The sequence below is a fragment of the Paracoccus aerius genome (genome assembly GCF_014656455.1).
Classification (GTDB): Bacteria; Pseudomonadota; Alphaproteobacteria; order Rhodobacterales; family Rhodobacteraceae; genus Paracoccus; species Paracoccus aerius.
This window is the reverse complement of sequence record NZ_BNCL01000002.1, coordinates 328,067-348,584: the sequence shown is the minus strand read 5'-3', so window position 1 is coordinate 348,584 and position 20,518 is coordinate 328,067. Positions and strand designations below refer to the sequence as shown.

Genomic DNA, 20,518 nt, shown 5'->3' with positions numbered 1-20,518 from the left:
ATCTCGATGGCCGGAATTCCGCACGACCATTACGAACCCGGGACGGGCTTCGAAAAGTGGCTGCACCGCCGCCTGCCGATTGTCGCGGTGATCTATGACACGATCATGATCCCCACGCCGAAGAACCTGAACTGGATGTGGATCTGGGGCATCGTCCTGATGTTCTGCCTGGTTCTCCAGATCATCACGGGCATCGTCCTGGTGATGCATTACACGCCGCATGTGGACATGGCCTTCGCCTCGGTCGAACACATCATGCGCAACGTGAACGGCGGCTATATGCTGCGCTACCTGCACGCGAACGGCGCCTCGTTGTTCTTCGTGGCAGTCTACCTGCACATGTTCCGCAACCTTTACTACGGCAACTACAAGGCCCCGCGCGAGGTGACCTATATCATCGGGATGCTGATCTATATCCTGATGATGGCGACAGCCTTCATGGGCTATGTGCTGCCCTGGGGCCAGATGTCCTTCTGGGGCGCCACGGTGATCACCGGCCTGTTCGGCGCGGTTCCCGGCGTCGGCGGGGCGGTCCAGCAATGGCTGCTGGGCGGACCGGCCGTGGACAATGCCACGCTGAACCGCTTCTTCTCGCTGCACTACCTGCTGCCCTTCGTGATCCTGGGCCTGGTGATCGTCCATATCTGGGCCTTCCACACCACCGGCAACAACAACCCCACCGGGGTCGAGGTGCGCCGCACCAGCAAGGAAGAGGCCGCCAAGGACACCCTGCCCTTCTGGCCCTATTTCGTGATGAAGGACATGTTCGCGCTTGGCGTGGTGCTGGTCCTGTTCTTCGCGGTGGTGGGCTTCATGCCGAACTACCTGGGCCACCCCGACAACTATATCGAGGCGAACCCGCTGGCGACCCCGGCCCACATCGTGCCGGAATGGTATTTCCTGCCCTTCTACGCGATCCTGCGCGCCTTCACGGCCGATGTCTGGATCGTGCAGATCGTCCAGTTCCTGTCCTTCGGCATCATCGACGCCAAGTTCTTCGGCGTTCTGGCGATGTTCGGCGCGATCCTGGTCATGGCGCTTGTGCCCTGGCTGGACACCAGCCGGGTCCGCTCGGGCCGTTACCGCCCGATGTTCAAGTGGTGGTACTGGCTTCTGGCCTTCGACTTCGTGCTGCTGATGTGGTGCGGCGCGATGCCGGCCGAGGAACCCTATGCCACGATCTCGCTGATCGCCTCGGCCTATTGGTTCGCGTATTTCCTGGTCATCCTGCCGGTCCTGGGCGTGATCGAGAAGCCCCAGCCGATGCCCGCCACGATCGAGGAAGACTACCTTGCGCATCACAATTCGCCCACGCGCATGGCCGAATAAGGAGAGCCGGACGATGACCCTGAGAACCAAGACGCTCACGGCTGCTCTGGCCCTGGCGATCTCTGCCGGCGGCGCGCTTGCGCAGGATGCCGCCGCGCCCGCACCGGCCCAGCAAGGGGCCGGCACGCAGCAACCGACGGAACCCGCAGCCACCACCCCCGCCCCCGAAGGCGAAGGGGTTGCCGTTCCGGCCCAGGCACCCGCTGCCGAAGCCGGATCGGGGGAAACCCCCGCCGGGGAATCCGCAACGGCGCCGACGCAATCCTCCGAGCCGACCTCGAACTCCGCCGGGGGCGAGCTGACGCCGATGGAAGCCCCGGAAGCGCCCGCGGCAACGGTGACGGACGGCGAAACCCCGGCCGAAGCCCCGCCCGCAGAAGCCGCCCCCGCCGAAGCCGCCCCGGCTGCACCTGCGGCCGAACCGGCAGCCGAGGCACCTGCCGCCGAAGCCCCCGCCGCCGAGGCGGATGATCCCGAACAAGACGCGGGCGAGGAAGCCGTTGACGCGGTCCAGGTGACGGAAGGTGACGAAGCCGCCGCCCCGGCGGAAACCACCGGCACGGTGGTCGCGGACGAACGCCACGACGACATCGAAGGCCAGGCCGAGGGCGAGGAAGACCACGGCGGCGACCACGGCGCCGCGCATATTGAGGACATCGCCTTCAGCTTCGAGGGACCGTTCGGTAAGTTCGACCAGTTCCAGCTCCAGCGCGGCTTGCAGGTCTATACCGAGGTCTGCGCGGCCTGCCACGGCATGAAGTTCGTGCCGATCCGCACGCTGCACGACGACGGCGGCCCCGGCCTGCCCGAGGATCAGGTCCGCGCCTATGCCGCGAACCTGACGCCGATCCTGGACCCCGACACGGGCGAGGAACGCGCCCGCCTGCCGACGGACCATTTCCCGACGGTGACGGGCGACGGCATGGGTCCTGATCTGTCGCTGATGGCCAAGGCCCGCGCGGGCTTCCACGGCCCCTACGGCACCGGCATCAACCAGTTGCTCAAGGGCATCGGCGGGCCGGAATACATCCACGCGATCCTGACCGGCTACACCGGCGAGGAAGTCGAACAGGCGGGCACGGTGCTTTACCAGAACACCGCCTTCCCCAGCGGCTACATCGCCATGCCGCCGCCGCTGTCGGACGATCTGGTGACCTATGAAGACGGCACCCCCGCCACGGTGGACCAGATGGCCCGCGACGTGTCGGCCTTCCTGATGTGGACCGCCGAGCCCAAGCTGACCTATCGCAAGCAGGTGGGCTTGGTGTCGGTGCTGTTCCTTATCGCGCTGACCTCGCTTCTGTATCTGACGAACAAGCGCCTCTGGGCGCCCCACAAGGGCAAGAAGCAGCATAGCTGATCCCGGTCATTTCCGGACAATCCTGGCGCGCCCCCTTGCGGGGCGCGTCTTTCGTTACTGGACAAGCATCGCGCCGCCCGGTCAGCATGGCGCGGGAATATCGGAGGAAGCATGGCGATCTGGAACCTGGGGTCGATCAACATCGACCATGTCTATCGGCTGGACCACTTGCCGCGCCCGGGCGAGACGCTGGCCGCGCGCAGCTATGTCCAGGGCCTGGGCGGCAAGGGGGCCAACCAGTCCATCGCCGCGGCCCAGGCGGGCGCCATCACGCATCACATCGGGGCCATGGGCGCAACCGATGACTGGGTGGTCGAGCGGTTGAAGAATGCCGGGGTCTGCACCGCCGACATCCTGCGCCTGCCCGGACAGGCGACAGGCCATGCCATCATCCTGCTGGACGGCAAGGCTGAAAATGCCATCGTCATCCACCCCGGTGCCAACCGCGCCATTGCCCCCTCGATGCTGGCAAAGCCGCTGTCGGCCATCAAGGCCCAGGACACGCTGCTTTTGCAGAACGAAACCGGATGCCAGGTCGAGGCCGCCAAGGCGGCGCGCCAGGTCGGCGCCCGTGTGATCTATTCGGCCGCGCCCTTCGACATCGACGCCGTGCGCGCCGTCCTGCCCTATGTGTCCATCCTGGCCATGAATGCGGGCGAGGCCGAGGAGCTGTTTGCCGCCATGCCGGGCGACCTGCCGGTCATGGGCCTGCTGATCACGCGCGGAGCCGAGGGCGCGGAATACCGCGACCTGACGACCGGCACCGTTCACCGGCAGGAAGCATTTCCCGTCACGCCTCTGGATACGACCGGCGCCGGGGATACCTTCGCGGGCTATTTCGCGGCAGCCCTTGACCGGGGCGACCCTGTCCCTGCCGCACTGCGGCTGGCAGCAGGCGCTGCGGCGCTGAAGGTGACCCGCGCAGGCGCGGGCGACGCCATTCCCAGCCTCGAGGAGGTGATCGGCTTTATCTCGAACCGGGTCTAGCCCAGCGAATAGCCGGTTCCCCGCACGGTGCGGACGGGGTTGTTGCCGCCGTTCTGCATCAGCGCCTTGCGCAGCCGGCCCACATGAACGTCAATGGTGCGGGTATCGACATAGATGTCGCGCCCCCAGACACGGTCCAACAGCTGTTCTCGCGTCCAGACACGGCCGGGTTTTTCCATCAGCGTGGACAGCAGCCGGAACTCGGTCGGGCCAAGGTGCAGCGCCTGCCCGGCGCGAAAGACGCGGTGTTCGGCCGCATCCAGGATGATGTCGCCGAAGGACAGGCGTTCGCCCATGCTGGCGGGCCGGGTGCGGCGCAGTTGCGTGCGCAGCCGGGCCATCAGTTCGACCACGGAATAGGGCTTCACGACATAATCGTCGGCGCCTGTTTCCAGGCCGCGCACGCGGTCGCTTTCCTCGCTGCGGGCGGACAGCATGATGATCGGGATGGACCGGGTCGCGGGGTCGGCCTTGACCTGGCGGCAGACCTCGATGCCCGAAACCTTGGGCAGCATCCAGTCCAGGACCATCAGGTCGGGCTGTTCCTCCTGGACCAGCAGCAGCGCGTCTTCGCCATTGTCGGCGACGACAACGGCAAAGCCCTCGGCCTCGAGGTTGTATTGCAGCACCTCGCGCTGTGCGCCTTCGTCCTCGACCACCAGGACGCAGGGGGATTGGCGCCCCATCTCAGCGCCCGGTCGGCAGGTCCGCGCCCAGATCCGGAACCCGGTTGTCCTTGGGTCGCGAATCGTCGGGCAGATCGCCGGTGACCAGATAGATCACCTGTTCGGCGATGGCGGTGGCCAGATCGCCCATGCGCTCGACATTCTTGGCGATGAAGTGCAGATGCATGCAGGCGGTGATGTTGCGCGGGTCCTCCATCATGTGGGTCAGGAACTCGCGGAACAGCGCGTTGTACATCTGGTCCACTTCCAGGTCGCGCTGCCGCACGTCCTCGGCCAGGGCAGCGTCGCGGCGGATATAGCTGTCAAGCGCGTCCTGGACCATCTTGCCCACCGCATTGCTCATCCGGCGCAGCGCGAGGCCCGCGCCGTCGATGGGCGGCATCTGCGACAGGACATGGGTCCGCTTGGCCATGTTCTTGGCGTAGTCGCCCACGCGTTCCAGCGAATGGGCGATCTTCATCACCGCCAGCACCATCCGCAGGTCGGTCGCGGTGGGCGCGCGCAGCGCGATCAGCCGGGCCGCGTCCTCGTTCAGTTGCGCTTCAAGGGCGTCGATGGCCTTGTCGCGGCGCCGGACCTGTTCGGCCAGTTCCTCGTCCCGGGTTTCCAGGGCGGTGGCGGCGTCGGTGATCGCGGCCTCGACCATGCCCCCCATCTTGACCGCCAGGGCCTGGATCGTCTCCAGGTCGCGGTCGAAGGCCGATGAGATATGCTTCTCGCGGTTCATGTGTCCTGCCCCTTTTGTCAGCCGATCCGGCCCGAGATATAGGCTTCGGTCCGGCTGTCCCGCGGCCTGGTGAAGATGTCGTCGGTGTCGCCGTATTCGACCAGGTTGCCCAGGTGGAAGAAGGCCGTCTTCTGGCTGACGCGCGCGGCCTGCTGCATCGAATGGGTCACGATCACCACGGAAAACTGCTCGCGCAGCTCCTCGATCAGGTCCTCGACCTGGGCGGTGGCGATGGGGTCAAGCGCGGAACAGGGTTCGTCCATCAGCAGGACTTCGGGGCTGGTGGCAACGGCGCGGGCGATGCACAGGCGCTGCTGCTGGCCCCCCGACAGCCCGGTGCCGGGTTCCTGAAGGCGGTCCTTGACCTCGTTCCACAGGGCCGCGCCGCGCAGGGCCTTTTCGACGATCCCGTCCAGTTCGGACCGGTTGCGGGCAAGGCCGTGGATGCGCGGGCCGTAGGCCACGTTGTCGTAGATCGACTTCGGGAACGGGTTCGGCTTCTGGAAGACCATGCCCACCTTGGCGCGAAGCTGCACCGGATCCACGCGGCGGTCATAGACATCCTCGTTGTCCAGCAGGATCTGGCCCTCGACCCGCGCGATCGGGATGGTGTCGTTCATGCGGTTGATGCAGCGCAGGAAGGTGGACTTGCCGCAGCCCGACGGGCCGATGAAGGCCGTCACGGTCTTGTCCAGGATGTCGACGTCCACATCCTTCAGGGCGTGCTTGTCGCCGTAATAGACCTGCACCTTGCGGGCCTGGATCTTGATGTCGTCGGGGGTCACGGCAGTCTCCACACGGCGGTTCGTGTCATACATATTGGCCTCCTTACGGCCGATTACCACCGGCGCTCGAACCTGCGGCGCAACCAGATGGCCAGCAGGTTCATGCACAAGAGGAAGATCAGAAGAACGATGATCGCGCCCGAGGCCCGCTCGATGAAGGCGGGGTCGGACCGCTGGGTCCAGTTGAAGACCTGCACCGGCAGGGCCGAGGCCGGGTCCATCAGCCCGCCCGGCAGCCCGTCGGGGAAGTTGCGCACGAAGGCCACCATGCCGATCAGCAGCAGGGGCGCGGTTTCGCCCAGGGCCTGCGCCAGGCCGATGATCGTGCCGGTCAGGATGCCGGGCATGGCCAGGGGCAGGACATGGTGGAAGACCGACTGCATCTTCGACGCCCCCACGCCCAAGGCCGCGTCGCGGATGGAGGGCGGCACCGCCTTCAGCGCCGCGCGGGTCGAGATGATGATGGTGGGCAGCGTCATCAGCGTCAGCACCAGCCCGCCCACGATGGGCGCGGATTGGGGCAGGCCAGCGAAGTTGATGAAGGCAGCCAGTCCCAGGATGCCGAACACGATGGACGGCACCGCTGCGAGGTTCGAGATATTGACCTCGATGATGTCGGTCAGGCGGTTCTTGGGCGCGAATTCCTCCAGGTAGATGCTGGCGGCGACGCCGATGGGCACGGACAGGACCAGCACCACCAGCATCATGTAGAGCGAACCCAGGATCGCCACGCCCACGCCCGCGGCTTCCGGCCGCTGGTCGGACGCATCCGCATTGGTCAGGAAGTTCCAGTTGAAGCGGGTGACCATTTCCCCGCGATCGGCCAGTTCCTGGGCCAGCATCAACTGCTGGGGCGAGGTGTTGCTGTCGCGTTCCGCGCTGTCCATCGTCACGCGGCCCTTGAAATAGCCGTCGATCCGGCCGCCCACCAGCACGTCGAACTCGACCGTCTGGCCGACCAGCTCGGGGTTCGCCAGCACCCGGTCGCGCACCTGGGCCGAGGCTTCCCTCGAGATCAGCCCGTCGATGTCGGCTTCGGACAAGCCCTCGATCTGGATGCCGTGGCGCGCGATCGTCCCGTCCACTGCGGCGTCCAGCACGCGCCCATAGGCCAAGGTCAGCACCTTGGCCATCTCGGCCGGGTCGCGGTTGCCGTTCGGATCCAGAACCTCGGCGTCCAGCGTCACCGGAATGTTCAGATAGGTTTGGCGGAAAGCGCCAGCCCCGCCCGTCAGGATCGTCGCCAGCAGCACCACCAGGGCGATCATCGAAATCGCGATGGCGATCACGCCATAAAGGCGGAAGCGGCTCTCGGCGGCATTGCGGCGGCGGGTGCGGTCGTCCTGCGCCAGCAGGGATCCCGTGCGGCGGCCGGGCATGGCGGCGGCGGGCTGGGACAGCGGCAGATCGGTCATTCGTATTGCTCGCGATATTTGCGCACGATGTAGAGCGCGACCACGTTCAGGGCCAAGGTGATGACGAACAGCGTCAGGCCCAGGGCAAAGGCCACCAGTGTCTCGGGCGAGTTGAAGTCGCTGTCGCCAGTCAGCTGGCTGACGATCTTGACGGTGATGGTGGTCATCGCCTCCAGCGGGTTCAGGCTCATCTGCGCGGCGGCACCCGCGCCCAGCACCACGATCATCGTCTCGCCGATGGCGCGGCTGGCGGCCAGCAGGACGGCGCCGACGATCCCCGGCAGGGCCGCGGGCAGCACCACCTGGCGCACGGTTTCCGAAGGTGTCGAGCCCAGGCCCAGGGCACCGTCGCGCAAGGACTGGGGTACCGCGTTGATGATGTCGTCGGACAGCGAACTGACAAAGGGGATCAGCATGATGCCCATGACCAGCCCCGCCGTCAGCACGGACGACCCCGAATTGCCCAGCCCCAGCGGTTGCGCGAAATAGTCGCGCAGAAGCGGGCCGACGGTGATCAGGGCGAACAGGCCATAGACGATGGTGGGGATCCCGGCCAGGATCTCGATCGCGGGCTTGACGATGCTGCGCACGCGGCCGCTGGCATATTCGGACATGTAGATGGCGGCGAACAGCCCGATGGGCACCGCGACCAGCAGCGCGATGAAGCTGATGTAAAGCGTGCCCCACAGCAGCGGCACGATGCCCAGTTGCGAATTGCCCTGGAAACGGGGCGTCCATTCGGTGCCGAAGAAGAAGGTCCGCCAGTCATAGACCTGGAAAAAGCGTCCCGTCTCGAAGACCAGGGACAGCACGATCCCGGCGGTGGTCACGATGGCGATCAGCGAACACAGCATCAGAAGGCCCAGGACCATCCGCTCGACTGCGTTGCGGGCCTGGAACTGCTGCCCGATCCGGGTAACGCCCAGGCCCAGCCCGACCACCCCCGCCCCCAGGGCCAGAAGACCCACCACCGGCCCGGCTTCGGCCGACAGGACACCGGCCATGCGCAGCAGGCCCGCCAAGGCCAGCACCGCCAGAGGCGGGAACAACGCGGTCAGCGCGACGCTGTAGCCGTGATAGGTGGGGCGGCTGTGCAGCTTGCGGACATCAGGACCGGCCGAGGCAAAGGCCCGGCTGCGGCCGATGATGTAACCGGCTGCCGCCAGCAGGAAACTTGCAAAAATGGCCCATGACAATGGCATTCGGGCGGTCCTTCAAGGAACGGGAAAAGCGGAAGGCGGCAGGTTCTTTCTGCCGCCCGCCTGCCTGTTACTGCATCACCGTCTCGTTGGCGACGGCTTCCTGGGTCGCGGCCAGTTCCGGGTCCGACACCAGGCCGTATTCGGCCAGCGGGCCGTCGGGGCCGGCGATCTCGTCAGCCACGAAGAACTCGACGAATTCCTTCAGGCCGGGGATCACGCCGATATGGGCCTTCTTCACATAGAAGAACAGCGGGCGCGACACCGGATATTCGCCCGAGGCGATCGTTTCGGTCGAGGGCGAGACGCCCGAGATCGTGCCGACCTTCAGCTTGTCGGTGTTGTTTTCATAGAAGGACAGACCGAAGACGCCGATCCCGTTGGGCGAGCTTTCGATGCGTGCCAGCGTTTCGGTATAGTCGCCGTCGATGTCCACGGCCCGGCCGTCGGTGCGCAGCGTCATGCAGGCTTCCTCGGCCGCGTCCTCGTCCATGCCGGATGCGACAAAGGCTTCCATGGCGCCCGACTCCTCGCAGCCGGCCAGGATGACCTTTTCCTCGAAGACTTCGCGGGTGCCGTGCTTGGTGCCGGGAATAAAGGCCAGGATTTCCTGCTCCGGCAGATCCGGGTTCACCTCGTTCCAGTTGGCGGCGGTGTTGTCGACGACCTGGCCGTCCTTGACCACCTTCGCGGACAGGGCGTTGAACCAGTCGGCGGGGGTATAGGCGAAGTCGGGGCCGCTGGACGCATTGGCGAAGACGATGCCGTCATAGCCGATGCGGACTTCCATGATGTCGGTCACGCCGTTGGCGGTGCAGGTCTCGCGTTCCGCGTCGCGCATGGGGCGGCTGGCATTGGCGATGTCGATGGTGTTCTCGCCCACGCCTTCGCAGAACTTCTGCAGCCCGCTGCCGGTGCCGCCGGATTCCACGACCGGAACGGGGAAGTCCATGTTCTCGCCGAAGACCTCGGCCACGATGGTGGAATAGGGCAGCACGGTGGACGAACCGGATACCTGGACCTGATCGCGGGCGGCAGCGGCACTGGCCGAGGCGGCAATCACGGCCAGGGCCGAGACGGTGAATTTCACTGTGGACATGGATCTCTCCTGTTACTTCACGCCCAGTCGGGGGCTGTGCGTGACCTAAGCGCCACGGGTGACGCTTGTGCGAAAGAAACATGACCCTTTTATGACACGCCGTAGATTTGTGACGTTTTGGGTTCAGTTTTGCGGCAATTCGCCGATCAGACCCCGCTGGCCCCCGGTCTGCGCCCGGTCCATCAGCAGATGGTCCAGGATGACGCAGGCCGCCATTGCCTCGGCCACGGGGACTGCGCGAATCCCCACGCAGGGGTCGTGGCGGCCCTTGGTGATCAGGTCGATTTCCTGCCCGTGCCGGTCGATGGTGCGGCGCGGCGTGGTGATGGAACTGGTCGGCTTGACCGCAAAGCGCACCACGATGGGCTGGCCGGTGCTGATGCCGCCCAGGATGCCGCCCGCGTGGTTCGAGAGGTAAATCGGACCATCATTGCCCATGCGGATCTCGTCGGCGTTGTCGGTGCCGGTCAGGGCGGCCGCCGCCATCCCCTCGCCGATCTCGACGGCTTTCACGGCGTTGATCGACATCATCGCGGCGGCAAGATCGGTATCCAGCTTGGCATAGACCGGTGCGCCAAGGCCCGGCGGGCAGCCTTCGACCAGAACCTCGATGGCGGCGCCGACGCTGTCCTGCGCCTTGCGGATCGTGTCGAGGTAGTCGGACCACCGGTCCACGGCCGCCGCGTCGGGCAGGAAGAAGGGGTTGTCGTCGAGGGCGGTTGGGTCGAAGCGCGCCCGATCCAAGTGCAGCGTTCCCATCTGCACCATGTATCCGGTGATCCGCAGGTCGGGCAGCAAGTCGCGCAGCACCGCCTGCGCCACGCCCCCGGCCGCCACCCGGGCCGCCGTTTCGCGAGCGCTTGACCTGCCGCCGCCGCGATAGTCGCGATGGCCATATTTCAGGTGATAGGTAATGTCGGCATGGCCGGGGCGGAAGGCCTGCGCAATCTCGCCATAGTCCTTGGACCGCTGGTCGGTGTTCTCGATCATCAGCTGGATCGGCGTGCCGGTGGTGCGGCCCTCGAAGACGCCGGACAGGATGCGGACCTGGTCGGCTTCACGTCGCTGGGTGGTGTGCTTTGAGGTGCCGGGACGGCGGCGGTCCAGGAATTGCTGAATATAGGCTTCGTCCATGGCCACGCCGGGGGGCACGCCATCGACGGTGGCGCCAAGGGCGGGACCATGGCTTTCGCCCCAGGTGGTGAACCGGAACACGCGGCCGAAGGTGTTGAAGCTCATGCGGTTTCCTTGCTCAGGGCTTTCAGTTCATAGATCAGGTCCAGCGCCTCGCGCGGGGACAGGGCGTCGGGATGGATGTCCTTCATCCGCGCCTCAAGCGGGCTTTCCTTGGCCCTGGGCGCAACAGGCGCGGGCGGCGCGGCGCGGAACAGGGGCAGGTCGTCGATCAGGGCGGCGGGGCGGGCCGCGCCCTCGCGTTCACCCGATTCCAGCGCGTCCAGCACGGCGCGGGCGCGGTCCACGACGGATGCCGGAAGCCCCGCCAGCCGCGCCACCTGCACGCCATAGCTGCGGTCGGCGGCACCCTTCCTGACCTCGTGGAGGAAGATCACCTCGCCTTCCCATTCCCGCACCGCGACGGTGGCGTTTTCCACGCCGTCCAATTTCGCCGAAAGGGCAGTCATCTCGTGGTAATGGGTGGCGAACAGCGCGCGGCAGCGGTTCATCTCGTGCAGATGCTCCATCACAGCCCAGGCGATGGACAGCCCGTCCCAGGTCGCGGTGCCGCGCCCGATCTCGTCCAGGATCACCAGGGCGCGGTCGTCGGCCTGGTTCAGGATGGCGGCGGTTTCCACCATCTCGACCATGAAGGTGGACCGGCCCCGGGCAAGGTCGTCGGCGGCCCCCACGCGGCTGAACAACTGGCTGACCAGGCCGATATGGGCGCAACGGGCGGGGACAAAGGCCCCCGCCTGCGCCAGCACGGTGATCAGGGCGTTCTGGCGCAGGAAGGTGGACTTGCCCGCCATGTTCGGGCCGGTCAGCAGCCAGATCGCCGGGGTCTGGCCCTCGGTCAGCGCGCAGTCATTGGCGACGAAGCTTTCCGCCTTGCGCTTCAGCGCGCGTTCCACGACCGGGTGGCGGCCGCCCTCGATGACAAAGGCGCGGCTGTCATCGACCAGCGGACGCGTCCAGCCCTCGCCCGTGGCGATGTCGGCGAAGCCTGCGGCCAGGTCGATCTCGGCCAGGGCACGGGCGGCCTGCCCGATGGCCGCGGCCCGTTCCAGCACGGCGGCGCGCAGGCGGTCGAAGATGCCGCGCTCGATCTCCAGCGCACGGTCGCGGGCGTTGAGGATGCGCGTTTCCAGTTCCGACAGATCGACGGTGGTGAAGCGGATCTGGTTGGCGGTGGTCTGGCGGTGGATAAAGGTCGCGTTCAGGGGCGGGGCCATCATGCGTTCGGCATGGGTGGCGGTTGTCTCGATGAAATAGCCCAGCACGTTGTTGTGCTTGATCTTCAGGCTTTGCACCCCTGCAAGCGCTGCATAATCCGCCTGCATCCCGGCGATCACGCCCCGGCCCTCGTCGCGCAACCGGCGGGTCTGGTCCAGATCCGCGTCAAAGCCCGCCGCCACGAAGCCGCCGTCGCGCGCCAGCAGCGGCGGTTCGGCCACCAGCGCATCGTCCAGCAGCCGGATCAGGTCATCATGCCCCGTCAGGTCGCGCGCGGCATCCGCCAGCACCGGCGCGGCCTCCCCCGGCAGCCGCGCCGCGATGGCCGCGCCCTGCGACAGTCCCGCCCGGATCGCGGCCAGATCGCGCGGCCCGCCTCGGTCCAGCGCCAGCCGCGACAAGGCGCGGTCCATGTCAGGCACGCGCGACAGCGCCGTTCGCAGATCGCCCGTCAGGCGGGGATCATCGACCAGCATCGCCACTGCGTCATGGCGCGCATGGATCAGCGCCAGGTCGCGGGACGGGGCGCTGATGCGCCGTTCCAGCAGCCGCGCGCCCGCAGCCGTCACCGTCCGGTCGATGGCCGACAGCAGCGATCCCTCGCGCCCGCCCGACAGGGCCTGGGTCAGTTCCAGGTTGCGCCGGGTCGCCGCGTCGATCCCCATCGCCCCGCCCGCGCGTTCGCGCACCGGCGGGCGCAGCAGAGGCAGCTTCCCCTTCTGCGTCAGGTCCAGGTAATCGACGATGGCGCCCATGGCCGCCAGTTCGGCGCGGGTGAACGATCCGAAGCCATCCAGCGTCTCCACGCCGTAAAGCGCGCAAAGCCGCCGTGCGCCGGCCGCGCTGTCGAAGGCGCTTGCGTGCAGGTCCGTCAGCGCCGCCCCCGCATCCGCCGCCAGATCGTCCAATCCCGACCCGTCGCAGGCCAGCAATTCGCGGGGCGCGAGCCGGGCCAGTTCCGGGGCCAGCCGGGCATGGGCGCAGTCCATCACCTGGAAGACGCCGGTCGAGATATCCACCCAGGCCAGCGCGCAATCCTCGCGCACCTGGGCGAAGGCCGCCAGATAGTTGTGGCGCCGCGCCTCCAGCAGCGATTCCTCGGTCAGGGTGCCGGGCGTCACCAGCCGCACCACATCGCGGGCGACGACCGATTTCGACCCGCGCTTCTTCGCCTCGGCCGGATCCTCCATCTGCTCGGCAATGGCAACGCGGAACCCCTTGCGGATCAGCGTCAGCAGATAGCCTTCGGCCGCATGGACCGGCACGCCGCACATCGGAATGGGTTCGCCCCCATGGGTGCCGCGCTTGGTCAGCGCGATGTCCAGGGCGGCGGCCGCGGCCACGGCGTCGTCGAAGAACATCTCGTAGAAATCGCCCATGCGATAGAACAGCAGGGCGCCGGGATTGGCGTCCCGGATCGCCAGATATTGCGCCATCATCGGCGTGGGCTGATCGGTCATGTCCTTCGTCATGGCGGCGTTTCTAGCCGCTTGCGGCGGGCTGCGAAATCCCTACATTCAAAGGCACCTCGGGGGGCCATCCGGCTGAGACGCGAAAGCGGACCCGTTGAACCTGATCCGGCTAACACCGGCGGAGGGAAGGTGACGCTGTCCTTTCTTTCGAACCACTTGTGGAAAGGATACGGCGATGAAACTGCCCGTGATGCTTGCCCTTCTGGCCGCCACCCCCGCCGTGGCGCAGGACAAGCCCGTCCTGACCGTCTATGCGGGCGAATCCATCACCAGCGAATGGGGGCCCGGCCCGAAGATCGAGGAAGGGTTCGAGGCCTTCTGCGACTGCGACCTGCGCTTCATGACCGGGGACGAGTTGTCGCGCATCCTGATGGAGGGCGAACGGACCGAGGCCGACATCGTCTTCGGCCTCAACACCGACGTGACTGCCCGCGCCCGGGCATCCGGCCTTTTCGCGCCGCACGGGCAGGACACGACCAGCCTGTCGCTGCCGATCGGATGGACCGACGACATCTTCCTGCCCTACAACTGGGGCGAGACGGCCTTTGTCTATGACGAAACCCGGCTGGAAAATCCGCCTGCCAGTTTCGCCGAACTGCTGGAGGCGCCCGACGACCTGAAGATCGTGATCCAGGATCCGCGGTCTTCGGTCAGCGGCCTGGCGCTGCTCTTGTGGGTGAAGTCGGTCTATGGCGACCAGGCACCCGACGCCTGGGCCAAGCTTGCCCCCAAGGTGCTGACCGTGACCAAGGGCTGGTCCGAATCCTACGGGATGTTCACGGAAGGAGAGGCCGACATGGTCCTGTCCTATACCACCTCGCCCGCATATCACATCGCAGCCGAGGATGACGTGACCAAGAAGGCCGCGATCTTCCCCGAAGGCCATTACTTCATGGCCGAGGTCGCGGCACAGGTCCGCACCACAGACCAGCCGGAACTGGCGCAGGCCTTCATGGACTGGATCCTGACACCCGGGTTTCAGGCGACCATTCCGCTGGCCAACTGGTCGCTGCCCGCCAAGCTGCCCCAGGACCAGTGGCCCCAGGTGATGCGCGACCTGCCGCGCCCCGAAAAGACCCTGTTCTATAGCGAGAACGAGGCCGAAGCCCTGCGCCAGCCGGCACTTGACGAATGGCTTCAGGCATTCTCGCGCTGACGCGGGCCGAGGCCGGGGGCGCGCTTGCCGCAACGGCGCTGGCGGCGCTGATCCTGGGAACGCTGGGCGCGGTCGCCTGGGCCGCGCAGGGCCTGGCGGGCCTTGGTCCCTGGGACTGGCGCGCGGTCTGGTTCACGCTGTGGCAGGCGGCATTGTCGGCCACGCTGTCGGCGCTGCTGGCCGTGCCGGTCGCCCGCGCCCTGGCGCGGCGGCCTTTTCCGGGGCGCTCGGCCCTGGTCACGCTGCTGGGCGCGCCCTTCATCCTGCCGGTGATCGTGGCGATCATGGGACTGGTCGCGGTCTTTGGCCGCAACGGCGCGATCAACGAGGCCCTGCGCCTAGCGGGCCTGCCCGAGGTTTCGATCTATGGCTGGCAGGGCGTGATCCTGGCGCATCTGTTCTTCAACCTGCCTTTGTCAGTGCGGCTGGTCCTGCAAGGCTGGCAGGCCATCCCCGCCGAACGCTTCCGGCTGGCCGCGTCGCTGGGCTTTGGCCCCCGCGACGTGGCGCGGCATCTGGAACGGCCGATGCTGCGGGCGGTGCTGCCCGGCGTCTGGCTGGCGGTGTTCCTGGTCTGCCTGACCAGCTTCACCGTGGCCTTGGCCCTTGGCGGGGGGCCGCGCGCAACCACGGTGGAACTGGCAATCTACCAGGCCTTCCGCTTCGACTTCGACTTGGGGCGGGCGGCAAGCTTGGGGCTGGTGCAGATCGGCATCTGCGTGGCGGCGATGGCCCTGGCGCGATGGATCGCAGTTCCGGCGGGTTTCGGCGCAGGGCTGGACGCGGATCACGTGCCCGAAGCGCCGGAGGGCTGGCATCGGATTAGCGACATGACTGTTATCACAATGGCCGCGGGCTTCCTGATCTGTCCCATGACTGCCGTGATCGCACGCGGGCTGCCGCAGATCCCCGACCTGCCGCCCGAGGTCTGGCAGGCGGCAGCGCGATCAGTGATCATGGCGCTGGTCTCGGCCCTGCTGGCGCTGGCCTTTTCGCTGACCCTTGCGCTGGCGCTGGCGCGCGGGCGGATGCGATGGGTGGAAACGGCGGGGATGCTGCCGCTGATCGCCTCGCCCCTGGTGCTGGGCACGGGGCTGTTCATCCTGCTGCGCGGCTGGTTCCTGCCACAGGCGCTTGCGCTGCCCGTGACGGTGGCGATCAATGCGGTGATGGCCCTGCCCTTCGGGTTGCGGGCGCTGATTCCCGCCGCGCGGACGCTGCACGAGGATTACGGACGGCTGGCCGATTCGCTGGATCTGCGCGGGCTGGCGCGGCTGCGCTATCTGATCCTGCCCCGGCTGGCCCGGCCGCTGGGCTTTGCGGGCGGGCTGGCGGCGGCCCTGGCGATGGGGGACTTGGGCGTGATCACATTGTTTGCAAGCGACCGGCCGACCCTGCCCTTGCAACTGTTCCAGCTGATGAACTCTTATCGCATGGACGATGCCTCGGCCTGCGCGGTGCTGCTGATGGCGATCAGCTTTGGCCTGTTCTGGATCTTCGACCGTGGGGGCCGCCTTGCTTGAGTTCGACGGCATCCACGTCACGCGCGGCAGCTTTGCCCTGTCCGCTGACCTGACCATTTCCAAGGGCGCGCGGGTGGCGGTGATCGGCCCGTCCGGGTCAGGGAAATCCACGCTGCTGTCGCTGGTTGGGGGGTTCCTGGCGCCAGACCAGGGCCGCATCCGCGTGAATGGACAGGATATCACCGCCCTTCCGCCGGGCCAGCGGCCGGTGTCGATGCTGTTCCAGGACCAGAACCTGTTCCCGCATCTGACCGTCGCGCAGAACGTGGGTCTTGGCCTGCGTCCCGACCTGCGCCTGTCGGAGGCGCAGCGCGCCCGCGTGGCGCAGGTGCTGGCCGAGGTCGGGCTGGAAGGCATGGGCTCCCGCCGCCCCGCCAATCTGTCGGGCGGCCAGCAAGGCCGCGTGGCCCTGGCGCGCGTCCTGCTGCGCGCGCGGCCCGTGCTGCTGCTGGACGAACCGTTCGCCGCGCTTGGCCCGGCCTTGAAGGGGGAGATGCTGGCCCTGCTGGCCCGCATCGCCGACCGAACCGATGCCACGGTGCTGATGGTCACGCATGACCCCGACGACGCCCGCAGCTTCGCGCCGTGGACGATCCTCGTGGATGACGGCGTGGCGCATCCGCCAGCGCCGACCGGGCCGCTGCTGGACAACCCGCCGCCGGGGCTGCGCGCCTATCTGGGCTAGAGGTTGAAGACCCGTTCCGGCTGCACCAACCCGCCCTGATAGCGGCCGATGCAGACCGGACCCTTGGCATCCGCGACCCAGACCAGATCGCCCCATTCCGCCGCGCCCGTCACCTGGCCAGGGTTGCCGTTGCGGATGCGGACCGCCCCTTCCGGCGTGGCGCGCAGCATGGGCAGGTCGGCCAGCGCGACCTCCAGCGGCAGAAGCTGGCTGTCCAACCAGTCTTGCGCGCTGCGGTCGATCCTGTCGAAGGGCACGGCGCCCTCGGCCTCGAACGGCCCCGACCAGGTGCGACGCAGATGCGCCACATGGCCCAGGCAGCCAAGCGCCCGGCCCAGGTCGCGGGCGATGGAACGGACATAGCCCCCCTTGCCGCAGATCATCTCCAGCCGCGCAGTGTCTTTGTCGCAATCCAGCAAAGCAAGACTTTGCACCCATAGGGGACGCGCGGCTAGATCCAGGTCCTCGCCCTCGCGCGCCAGGTCATAGGCGCGTTCGCCATCGACCTTGACGGCGGAGAAGGCCGGGGGAACCTGCATGATGTTGCCGGTGAAGGCGGGCAGCGCGGCTTCGATCGCGGCGCGGTCGGGACGGCTGGCCGAGGTCCGGACCACATCGCCCGAGGCGTCGTCGGTCGTGGTCTCGGCGCCCCAGTTGACCGTGAAGTCATAGCATTTCAGCGCGTCGGTGACGGTGGCGACGGTCTTGGTGGCCTCGCCCAAGGCGACGGCCAGGACGCCGGTCGCGTCGGGGTCCAGCGTGCCCGCATGGCCTGCCTTCTTCGCGTCAAGCGCCCAGCGGACCTTGGCCACCACCGCGGTCGAGGTCACGCCCGCAGGCTTGTCCACGATCAGCCAGCCATTGATGTCGCGGCCCTTCTTGCGTGCCATCGGTTCCCCCGTAAAGCGAAGGCGGCGGCATAGCCAGCCGCCCGCGCAAGGTCAACCGGCCCAGATCACCCGGCGCTTTCGACCAGCCCGATGATCGGCCCCAGCGAACGCCCGAAATCCGCCCGGTTCACCCCCGGTGCATAAAGCCGGCTGATCGAGCCGTCGAAATAAAGCGCATCACGGACCCCAAGCCCGTCGCGGAACAGGCGGCCAAACTCGTGGAAGGTGACGGCGCGGTCCGATATCGCGAACCATGCCGTCTGCCCATCGGGCGAGACGCCGACGCCGTTCCTGACATAGCGGCTGTCGGAATCGACCAGGAAGCGCGGGTGCAGGTCGCCGTCGATGACCAGCATCGGCCCGGACTGCGTGGCAAGGCGGCAATCGGGACGGGCTTCGGCAAAGGCGCGGCTTTCGATGACCTGGAAGGGCCGCGCCCCGCCCGTGCAGAAGACGCCGTTCGGCAGCATCCCGAAATTGTCGTTGCTGGCCCCCGTGACGATGGGTTGCAACTCCACCCCGTCGATGACCAGCAGCCCTACGGGCCGGTAGTCGGCGTGATACATCCCCGCATTCATGGCGAAGGCCAGGCTCTCGCCCTGCCCCAGGGTCGCGCGGACATTGCTGAAGTTACGCAGCGGCTGGCCGTCCGCGCCGTCCTGCCACAAGCGCAGCGCGGGTTCCTGCGCGGCCGAGACCTCGCAGACGACATAGCCCTGGCCGTCATGGGTCATGCGGCCGCAGCCATCGGCCGATGCCGGGATCGCCATCGCGAACAGCATTCCGACCGCCATGCCCAGGGGGCGCAGGTCAATCCTCATCGCCGTCCTCGTCCACGCCTTCCACGTCGCGGCGGACGCGTTCGTCGGCGAACAGGCGGCGGGTGTCGTCCAGGCGGTCAAAGGTCTCGTCCAGCTGGAAACGCAGTTGCGGCGCGTATTTCAGCGTCATCGCCTTGGCGACCAGGTGGCGCAGCTCGGCCGAATTGCGGCGCAGCGCGGCCAGGGCCTCCTCGGCGTCGTTGCCACCCAGGGGAAGCACATAGGCTGTCGCCACCTTCAGGTCGGGCGAGGTGCGAACCTCGCCGACGGTGATCGAATGGCGGTTCAGGTCCGGGTCATGCACGTCGGCGCGCAACAGCACGTCGGACAGGGTGCGGCGGATCAGCTCGCCCACGCGAAGCTGCCGCTGCGAGGGGCCGGAGCCATGGGAAAAACGGTTCTGTGCCATGCGTCCCGATGTAGGGGGTCGCGGGGCGCGCCGCAACGGGATATGAGGCGGGAAAACACCGGAGGCCCCATGAGCGATTTGCAGAACACGGACGCGCCCGCCTTGCCGGGGATCGTCGTCACCGGCGCCTCGGGCCGGATGGGGCGGATGCTGGTCCGCCTGATCGCCGAGCACCCAGAGGTGCGGCTGGCGGGCGCCCTGGAACGCGCGGGCCATCCCTGGATCGGCCGTGACGTGGGTGAATGCTTGGGCGGGGCGCCGGTCGGCGTGACAGTCAGCGACGATGCGGTGGCGGTCATCGCGCAGGCGCAGGCGGTGATCGATTTCACCGCCCCTGCCGCCACGGTCGCCTTTGCCGAACTGACCGCGCAGGCCCGCGCGGTCCATGTGATCGGCACCACCGGTCTGGAACAGGCGCATCTGGATTACCTCAAGGCCGCCGCGCGCCACGCGCCCATCATCCGCGCCGGCAACATGAGCCTGGGCGTGAACCTGCTGGTTGGCCTGACCCGCAAGGTCGCCGCCGCCCTGGGCGAGGATTGGGACATCGAAGTGGTCGAGGCCCATCACCGCATGAAGGTCGATGCGCCCTCGGGCACCGCGCTGATGCTGGGCGAGGCCGCCGCCGAAGGGCGCGGCAGGACGCTGGCCGAACTGCGTACGCCCGCGCGCGAAGGCATCACCGGCGCGCGCGAGCCCGGCAGCATCGGCTTTGCGGCCATCCGGGGCGGCGACGTGGTGGGCGAACATGACGTGATCTTCGCGGGCGAGGGCGAACGGATCGTCCTGCGCCATCTGGCGACCGACCGGGCGATCTTCGCGCGCGGCGCGATCCGCGCGGCGATCTGGGGCCAGGACAAGGGACCGGGCGAATACGACATGCAGGACGTGCTGGGGCTGAACTAGCCCCGCATCACGCCCCTTACGGCTGGATCGTGCAGCAGCCCGACAGCAGGGACGGCTGTTCCCCATGCAGCACCAGCGTTGCCGCCAGCCCGAACAGCCGGTCCGACATCCCGTCCGAACAGATCTGGGGATGCGAGAACAGCGTCATGTCCCGCGCCACGACCACCCTCGACGGATCGCGGAAGATGCCGCTGTCCAGCACGCCCTGCACCGGACGGCGGTCGCCCGCCTGATCGTCGGGGCTGCGCAAAACCAGATCGCCGCCTTCCACCTTGGCGTCCCAGAAAGGCTCGGTCCCCAGGCAGCGGAAAGCGGGCGGCAGTTCCCCCGGCTGCCAGACATCGGTGCGATAGGCCAGATAGCGCGCCGAGACCCAGCCCGACCCCTCGCCCGTGTTGACCCGTGCCCAGCCCTGGCGTTCCTCGACCACCTCGATCCGGAAGGCGTCAGGGGCCAGGGTGCCGATGATGGCTGCCTTGGCATTGGGTTCGGCCCGGATGTTCAGCACGTCATCGGAAGCGACGCCCGTCACATCGAACAGGGTGGGCAGGATGTATTCCTGCGTGGCAAGGGCGGGACCGGCAAGGGCAAGTGTCAGGGCAAGGGCAGTGCGGAACATCGGGGCCTCCTTTTCCTTGGTCGCAGTTTAGCGGCTTT

Annotated in this window: 19 protein-coding genes and 1 riboswitch; of the genes, 7 read left to right on the top strand and 12 right to left on the bottom strand. The window is 67.5% G+C overall.

The window, feature by feature from the left end; translation table 11 throughout:
• The first annotated feature begins 6 nt into the window (after positions 1-6).
• From petB to IE224_RS03840, 3 genes are all read left to right on the top strand, one after another.
• Positions 7-1,329, top strand: a complete 1,323-nt coding sequence (petB, locus tag IE224_RS03850; RefSeq protein WP_167620878.1) for a cytochrome b — start codon at positions 7-9, stop codon at positions 1,327-1,329.
• Between the two features lie 589 nt (positions 1,330-1,918).
• Positions 1,919-2,689 (top strand): cytochrome c1, encoded by a 771-nt coding sequence (locus IE224_RS20950; protein WP_370528952.1) that lies wholly within the window; start codon positions 1,919-1,921, stop codon positions 2,687-2,689.
• 111 nt (positions 2,690-2,800) lie between these two features.
• Positions 2,801-3,676 (top strand): ribokinase, encoded by an 876-nt coding sequence (locus tag IE224_RS03840; RefSeq protein ID WP_191308185.1) that lies wholly within the window; start codon positions 2,801-2,803, stop codon positions 3,674-3,676.
• Here the strand turns inward: IE224_RS03840 and phoB are convergent.
• From phoB to mutS, 8 genes are all read right to left on the bottom strand, one after another.
• On the bottom strand, positions 3,673-4,362 hold the full coding sequence (gene phoB, locus IE224_RS03835) for a phosphate regulon transcriptional regulator PhoB (RefSeq protein WP_167620875.1): 690 nt from the start codon (positions 4,360-4,362) through the stop codon (positions 3,673-3,675). The genes IE224_RS03840 and phoB overlap by 4 nt on opposite strands.
• Before the next feature lies 1 nt (position 4,363).
• Complete coding sequence (phoU, locus tag IE224_RS03830) at positions 4,364-5,089, bottom strand: phosphate signaling complex protein PhoU (RefSeq protein ID WP_167620874.1); 726 nt, start codon at positions 5,087-5,089, stop codon at positions 4,364-4,366.
• A gap of 17 nt (positions 5,090-5,106) precedes the next feature.
• The gene (gene pstB, locus IE224_RS03825) at positions 5,107-5,907 is read right to left on the bottom strand and encodes a phosphate ABC transporter ATP-binding protein PstB (protein ID WP_191308183.1); all 801 of its coding nucleotides are present in this window, start codon (positions 5,905-5,907) and stop codon (positions 5,107-5,109) included.
• A 20-nt stretch (positions 5,908-5,927) separates the two neighbouring features.
• Positions 5,928-7,289, bottom strand: coding sequence for a phosphate ABC transporter permease PstA (gene pstA / locus IE224_RS03820; protein WP_191308181.1), 1,362 nt, complete (start codon positions 7,287-7,289; stop codon positions 5,928-5,930).
• Positions 7,286-8,491: a phosphate ABC transporter permease subunit PstC gene (gene pstC / locus IE224_RS03815; RefSeq protein ID WP_167620871.1), complete on the bottom strand. Its 1,206-nt coding sequence runs from the start codon at positions 8,489-8,491 to the stop codon at positions 7,286-7,288. The genes pstA and pstC overlap by 4 nt, the downstream gene beginning before the upstream one ends.
• 67 nt (positions 8,492-8,558) lie before the next feature.
• Positions 8,559-9,587, bottom strand: coding sequence for a substrate-binding domain-containing protein (locus IE224_RS03810; protein WP_191308178.1), 1,029 nt, complete (start codon positions 9,585-9,587; stop codon positions 8,559-8,561).
• Between the two features lie 123 nt (positions 9,588-9,710).
• Positions 9,711-10,826, bottom strand: coding sequence for a chorismate synthase (gene aroC, locus IE224_RS03805; RefSeq protein ID WP_191308176.1), 1,116 nt, complete (start codon positions 10,824-10,826; stop codon positions 9,711-9,713).
• Complete coding sequence (gene mutS / locus IE224_RS03800) at positions 10,823-13,459, bottom strand: DNA mismatch repair protein MutS (RefSeq protein WP_191308174.1); 2,637 nt, start codon at positions 13,457-13,459, stop codon at positions 10,823-10,825. Before mutS ends, aroC begins: the two co-directional genes overlap by 4 nt.
• A gap of 59 nt (positions 13,460-13,518) precedes the next feature.
• A riboswitch (TPP riboswitch) is annotated at positions 13,519-13,615 on the top strand.
• A gap of 31 nt (positions 13,616-13,646) precedes the next feature.
• On the opposite strand from mutS, the gene IE224_RS03795 reads away from it, so the two are divergent.
• Genes IE224_RS03795 through thiQ form a run of 3 tightly spaced genes read left to right on the top strand, consistent with a single transcriptional unit; the run spans position 13,647 to position 16,835 of the window.
• A complete protein-coding gene (locus tag IE224_RS03795; RefSeq protein ID WP_191308172.1) occupies positions 13,647-14,627 on the top strand; it encodes a thiamine ABC transporter substrate-binding protein in 981 nt (326 codons plus the stop codon).
• Positions 14,603-16,150: a thiamine/thiamine pyrophosphate ABC transporter permease ThiP gene (locus IE224_RS03790; protein WP_191308170.1), complete on the top strand. Its 1,548-nt coding sequence runs from the start codon at positions 14,603-14,605 to the stop codon at positions 16,148-16,150. The genes IE224_RS03795 and IE224_RS03790 overlap by 25 nt, the downstream gene beginning before the upstream one ends.
• Entirely contained in the window at positions 16,143-16,835 is a 693-nt protein-coding gene (thiQ, locus tag IE224_RS03785; RefSeq protein ID WP_191308168.1) for a thiamine ABC transporter ATP-binding protein, read from the top strand. The genes IE224_RS03790 and thiQ overlap by 8 nt, the downstream gene beginning before the upstream one ends.
• Here thiQ and truB read toward each other — a convergent pair.
• The 3 genes from truB to rbfA form a co-directional block, all read right to left on the bottom strand.
• Positions 16,832-17,725, bottom strand: coding sequence for a tRNA pseudouridine(55) synthase TruB (gene truB / locus IE224_RS03780; protein WP_191308166.1), 894 nt, complete (start codon positions 17,723-17,725; stop codon positions 16,832-16,834). The two genes, thiQ and truB, sit on opposite strands and share 4 nt — an antisense overlap.
• Before the next feature lie 65 nt (positions 17,726-17,790).
• A complete protein-coding gene (locus IE224_RS03775; protein ID WP_191308164.1) occupies positions 17,791-18,546 on the bottom strand; it encodes a phosphodiester glycosidase family protein in 756 nt (251 codons plus the stop codon).
• Positions 18,536-18,955 (bottom strand): 30S ribosome-binding factor RbfA, encoded by a 420-nt coding sequence (gene rbfA / locus IE224_RS03770; protein ID WP_167620864.1) that lies wholly within the window; start codon positions 18,953-18,955, stop codon positions 18,536-18,538. The genes IE224_RS03775 and rbfA overlap by 11 nt, the downstream gene beginning before the upstream one ends.
• Before the next feature lie 69 nt (positions 18,956-19,024).
• Between rbfA and dapB the strand changes: the two genes are divergently transcribed.
• Entirely contained in the window at positions 19,025-19,861 is an 837-nt protein-coding gene (gene dapB / locus IE224_RS03765) for a 4-hydroxy-tetrahydrodipicolinate reductase (RefSeq protein ID WP_191308162.1), read from the top strand.
• 16 nt (positions 19,862-19,877) lie between these two features.
• Here dapB and IE224_RS03760 read toward each other — a convergent pair whose 3' ends face one another.
• Positions 19,878-20,480: a COG3650 family protein gene (locus IE224_RS03760; RefSeq protein ID WP_167620862.1), complete on the bottom strand. Its 603-nt coding sequence runs from the start codon at positions 20,478-20,480 to the stop codon at positions 19,878-19,880.
• Positions 20,481-20,518: the final 38 nt, after the last annotated feature.

Bases quoted from the DNA above. Each gene is read 5' to 3' on its own strand.
- petB (WP_167620878.1), top strand. From the start codon at position 7: ATGGCCGGAATTCCGCACGACCATTACGAACCCGGGACGGGCTTCGAA.
- IE224_RS03795 (WP_191308172.1), top strand. From the start codon at position 13,647: ATGAAACTGCCCGTGATGCTTGCCCTTCTGGCCGCCACCCCCGCCGTG.
- phoB (WP_167620875.1), bottom strand. From the start codon at position 4,362: ATGGGGCGCCAATCCCCCTGCGTCCTGGTGGTCGAGGACGAAGGCGCA.
- pstC (WP_167620871.1), bottom strand. From the start codon at position 8,491: ATGCCATTGTCATGGGCCATTTTTGCAAGTTTCCTGCTGGCGGCAGCC.
- IE224_RS03790 (WP_191308170.1), top strand. From the start codon at position 14,603: ATGGCTTCAGGCATTCTCGCGCTGACGCGGGCCGAGGCCGGGGGCGCG.
- pstB (WP_191308183.1), bottom strand. From the start codon at position 5,907: ATGTATGACACGAACCGCCGTGTGGAGACTGCCGTGACCCCCGACGAC.
- phoU (WP_167620874.1), bottom strand. From the start codon at position 5,089: ATGAACCGCGAGAAGCATATCTCATCGGCCTTCGACCGCGACCTGGAG.
- pstA (WP_191308181.1), bottom strand. From the start codon at position 7,289: ATGACCGATCTGCCGCTGTCCCAGCCCGCCGCCGCCATGCCCGGCCGC.
- rbfA (WP_167620864.1), bottom strand. From the start codon at position 18,955: ATGGCACAGAACCGTTTTTCCCATGGCTCCGGCCCCTCGCAGCGGCAG.
- dapB (WP_191308162.1), top strand. From the start codon at position 19,025: ATGAGCGATTTGCAGAACACGGACGCGCCCGCCTTGCCGGGGATCGTC.
- mutS (WP_191308174.1), bottom strand. From the start codon at position 13,459: ATGACCGATCAGCCCACGCCGATGATGGCGCAATATCTGGCGATCCGG.
- IE224_RS03775 (WP_191308164.1), bottom strand. From the start codon at position 18,546: ATGAGGATTGACCTGCGCCCCCTGGGCATGGCGGTCGGAATGCTGTTC.
- IE224_RS03840 (WP_191308185.1), top strand. From the start codon at position 2,801: ATGGCGATCTGGAACCTGGGGTCGATCAACATCGACCATGTCTATCGG.
- aroC (WP_191308176.1), bottom strand. From the start codon at position 10,826: ATGAGCTTCAACACCTTCGGCCGCGTGTTCCGGTTCACCACCTGGGGC.
- truB (WP_191308166.1), bottom strand. From the start codon at position 17,725: ATGGCACGCAAGAAGGGCCGCGACATCAATGGCTGGCTGATCGTGGAC.
- IE224_RS03760 (WP_167620862.1), bottom strand. From the start codon at position 20,480: ATGTTCCGCACTGCCCTTGCCCTGACACTTGCCCTTGCCGGTCCCGCC.
- IE224_RS03810 (WP_191308178.1), bottom strand. From the start codon at position 9,587: ATGTCCACAGTGAAATTCACCGTCTCGGCCCTGGCCGTGATTGCCGCC.